The following is a 3,907-nucleotide window of genomic DNA, read 5'->3' as shown; positions in this document are numbered from 1 at the left end:
GTATTATTGCGAGAGAATAAGGATGACCAAGCTAGGCTAGAGTTGTTATACTGTGAAGCCATTTTAGTTCAAACAGTTATTAGATAGAGATCATGCTGAAAATATATAACTCAATCACTAGACAAAAAGAAGAATTCAAACCAATTCATGCCAACAAAGTGGGTATGTATGTCTGTGGAGTCACCATTTATGATCTCTGTCATATTGGCCATGGTCGCACCTTCGTTTCTTTTGATGTGATTTCTCGCTACTTGCGCTACTTAGGCTATGACCTTACATTTGTGCGTAACATCACTGATATTGATGACAAAATCATTAAACGTGCTGCCGAAAATGGTGAATCTTGCGATTCGCTAACCGAGCGCTTAATAGCAGACATGCATGCAGATTTCGATGCATTGAATATGAAACGTCCAGATGTCGAGCCTCGTGCAACCGCTTATATCCAAGAAATCATAGGCTTGGTGCAACGACTGATTGAACGCGGTTTTGCTTACGTTGCTTCTAATGGTGATGTGATGTTTGAAGTCAGCAAATTTGACGAATACGGCAAGTTATCCAAACAAGATCTCGATCAGCTTCAAGCGGGCGCTCGTGTTGATGTTGATCTTGCTAAGCGTAGCCCACTTGATTTTGTGCTGTGGAAAATGTCGAAGCCGGGCGAGCCCACTTGGGAATCCCCATGGGGAGAAGGACGCCCAGGCTGGCACATCGAATGTTCGGCGATGAATTCAGCGATTTTGGGTAACCACTTTGATATTCATGGTGGAGGCTCTGATTTGCAGTTTCCTCACCATGAAAATGAAATTGCTCAATCATGCTGCGCACATGACACTCCCTATGTGAACACATGGATGCACAGTGGCATGGTGATGGTGGATAGAGAAAAAATGTCTAAATCATTAGGGAATTTTTTCACAATCCGCGATGTACTTGCTCACTATGATGCGGAAACGGTGCGCTATTTCTTGATGTCGGGCCATTATCGTAGCCAATTAAATTACAGCGAAGATAACCTAAAACAAGCGCGTGCCTCGCTAGAGCGTCTATACACAGCGTTGAGAGGGTTGGATTTAACCGTAGCAGTTGCGGGCGGTGAAGAGTATGTCAGCCGCTTTACGATAGCGATGAATGATGACTTTAATACGCCAGAGGCTTATTCCGTATTGTTTGATATGGCACGTGATATCAACAAGTTGAAGACAGAAAATCTTCAGCAAGCCAGCGCTCTTGGCGCACTTATGCGTGAGCTTGCCGATGTGATTGGCATTTTGCATCAAGATCCAGAAGTGTTTCTTAAAGGAGGCACTAATGGCGACGAACAAGTGGCTGAGATTGAAGCTTTGATCAAACTGCGTAATGACTCACGTGCAACAAAAGATTGGGCTAATGCTGACGTGGCACGCGATAAGTTGAACGAACTCGGCATCATTTTAGAAGATGGCCCAAGTGGGACTACTTGGCGTCGTAAATAATCAGGCAGTTAACTTGTCGATGATGGGCTTGAACTTTATTGGTTAAGCCCATTTTGTTTTTCGTCCACGATTAAGGTTTTCATGTCAATTATTTTAGGTATAGATCCCGGTTCGCGAATCACAGGTTATGGTGTGATCAGGCAGCATGGACGATATTTGTACTATCTTGGTAGTGGATGTATTCGTACCTCCGAAAAAGAGTTACCTGGGCGGCTCAAGCAAATTTACGCTGGCGTGACGGAAATCATCACACAGTTTCAGCCTGATGTTTTTGCCATTGAGCAAGTATTTATGGCAAAGAATGCGGACTCAGCACTCAAACTCGGGCAAGCAAGGGGCAGTGCTATCGTGGCGGCGGTGAATGCGGATCTTCCAGTCTATGAATATGCCGCTCGACTGGTTAAACAATCTGTAGTTGGTACGGGTAGTGCTGATAAAGCGCAGGTGCAACATATGGTCCAGCAAATGCTCAAATTATCGGCTAAGCCACAAGCGGATGCCGCTGATGCTCTGGGTGTGGCAATTTGTCATGCGAATACCAATAAAACCTTGATTGCGTTAGCTGGGCGGGCAAGCAGTGCTAAAAAAGGCCGATATCGCTGAAAAACCGATCTCGAGCGAGGTGGTATTTTTCTACTGGCTATACATCCAGTTATTTATTATCATCCGAGTCAAATAACCTCATTTCTCTAAGGAATTTCCTGTGATTGGACGTCTTCGCGGCATTCTGATTGAAAAGCAACCTCCAGAGCTATTGATTGAAGTCGCTGGCATTGGTTATGAAGTCCAAATGCCAATGAGTTGCTTCTATGAACTCCCTAAATTGGGCGAAGAAGCGGTCATTTATACCCATTTTGTGGTCCGAGAAGATGCGCAGCTTTTATATGGTTTCAACACGGTAAAAGAGCGAGCTTTATTTCGTGAAGTGATTAAAGCGAATGGCGTCGGGCCAAAATTAGGCTTGGGTATTTTGTCCGGAATGACGGCCGGTCAATTTGTTTCATGCGTTGAGCGTGAAGATATCTCCACATTAGTTAAGCTTCCTGGCGTGGGTAAAAAAACCGCTGAACGTTTGGTTGTTGAGATGAAAGATAGGCTGAAAGGTTGGGGAGCCGGTGACCTCTTCACTCCCGCTACTGACGCTGCGCCAGTCGATAACAATTCCTTGGAAGCGCTCACGAGCAATGCGGAAGAAGAAGCGATCAGTGCGTTACTTTCTTTGGGTTATAAGCCTCAACAAGCTTCTAAAGTAGTGGCACAAGTAATGAAAGCTGACATGACCAGTGAAGCGCTGATTAAAGAAGCCTTGAGAGCAATGGTATGATTGAAGCTGATCGCTTAATTGCCCCTGATAGCCCTATTTTTAAAGATGAAGATATTATTGATCGCGCGATTCGTCCCAAAAAATTAGCGGATTATCGTGGCCAAGATCATGTACGCAATCAAATGGAAATCTTCATTAAAGCGGCACAAATGCGCAGCGAACCACTCGACCATCTCCTGATTTTTGGCCCTCCAGGGCTTGGAAAAACAACATTAGCCAATATCGTTGCCAATGAGATGGAAGTGAATATCCGCACAACTTCTGGTCCGGTATTGGAAAAAGCAGGTGATTTGGCGGCATTACTGACTAACCTTGAAGAGAACGACGTTCTTTTTATTGATGAAATTCATCGATTAAGTCCTGTGGTTGAAGAAATTCTTTATCCCGCAATGGAAGATTACCAGCTCGATATAATGATTGGCGAAGGTCCAGCCGCTCGGTCCATTAAAATCGATTTACCCCCTTTTACGCTGATTGGGGCAACAACTCGCGCTGGCTCGTTAACCTCACCCTTGCGTGATCGCTTTGGTATTGTACAGCGCCTTGAGTATTACAAAATTGATGATCTACAGTACATAGTGCAAAGAAGCGCGGACTGTTTAGGATTGTCGATGGAAGCGGATGGTGCACTTGAAGTGGCTAGGAGAGCAAGGGGAACGCCTCGGATTGCCAACCGTTTATTGCGCCGAGTTCGAGATTACGCTGAAGTGAAAGGCAACGGGCACATATGTATAGAGACTGCAGATAAAGCGCTAAACATGTTGGATGTTGATAGCCAAGGTTTCGACTATATGGATAGAAAGCTATTACTAGCGATTATGGACAAATTTGGCGGTGGCCCTGTTGGTCTCGATAACCTAGCTGCTGCAATCGGCGAAGAAAAAGATACCATTGAAGATGTGTTAGAACCCTTTCTTATCCAACAAGGTTATTTACAACGGACACCAAGAGGACGAATGGCGACCGATCGCGCCTATCTTCACTTCGGAATTGAAAAATAAGTTTACACCTCATCATCATTTTTAGGTGGTAAGCACAAAGTGTGAACTACATCTTATTTATGATAATTTCCTTATCACTAAAGAGTTAATGATGTGAAGTGTATTGT

The 3,907-nt window shown here is 44.4% G+C and carries 4 protein-coding genes; all 4 read left to right on the top strand.

The features are described 5' to 3' along the window. Nucleotides 1–92: 92 nt before the first annotated feature. The 4 genes from cysS to ruvB all read left to right on the top strand — a co-directional run bounded on the left by cysS (nt 93) and on the right by ruvB (nt 3,800). A complete protein-coding gene (cysS, locus tag B9J87_RS06055; RefSeq protein WP_094149760.1) occupies nt 93–1,475 on the top strand; it encodes a cysteine--tRNA ligase in 1,383 nt (460 codons plus the stop codon). 81 nt (nt 1,476–1,556) lie between these two features. Beyond that, the gene (gene ruvC / locus B9J87_RS06050; RefSeq protein WP_013856565.1) at nt 1,557–2,078 is read left to right on the top strand and encodes a crossover junction endodeoxyribonuclease RuvC; all 522 of its coding nucleotides are present in this window, start codon (nt 1,557–1,559) and stop codon (nt 2,076–2,078) included. A 100-nt stretch (nt 2,079–2,178) separates the two neighbouring features. Continuing rightward, a complete protein-coding gene (gene ruvA / locus B9J87_RS06045; RefSeq protein ID WP_013856566.1) occupies nt 2,179–2,799 on the top strand; it encodes a Holliday junction branch migration protein RuvA in 621 nt (206 codons plus the stop codon). Continuing rightward, nucleotides 2,796–3,800 carry a Holliday junction branch migration DNA helicase RuvB gene (gene ruvB / locus B9J87_RS06040; RefSeq protein WP_017042275.1) on the top strand — a complete coding sequence of 335 codons (1,005 nt, stop codon included), beginning with the start codon at nt 2,796–2,798 and terminating at the stop codon, nt 3,798–3,800. Before ruvA ends, ruvB begins: the two co-directional genes overlap by 4 nt. Nucleotides 3,801–3,907 lie beyond the last annotated feature (107 nt).

This window comes from Vibrio sp. V19_P1S1T109, from assembly GCF_002241375.1.
Lineage (GTDB): Bacteria > Pseudomonadota > Gammaproteobacteria > Enterobacterales > Vibrionaceae > Vibrio > Vibrio anguillarum.
This window is presented reverse-complemented; position numbering and strand designations above follow the sequence as displayed.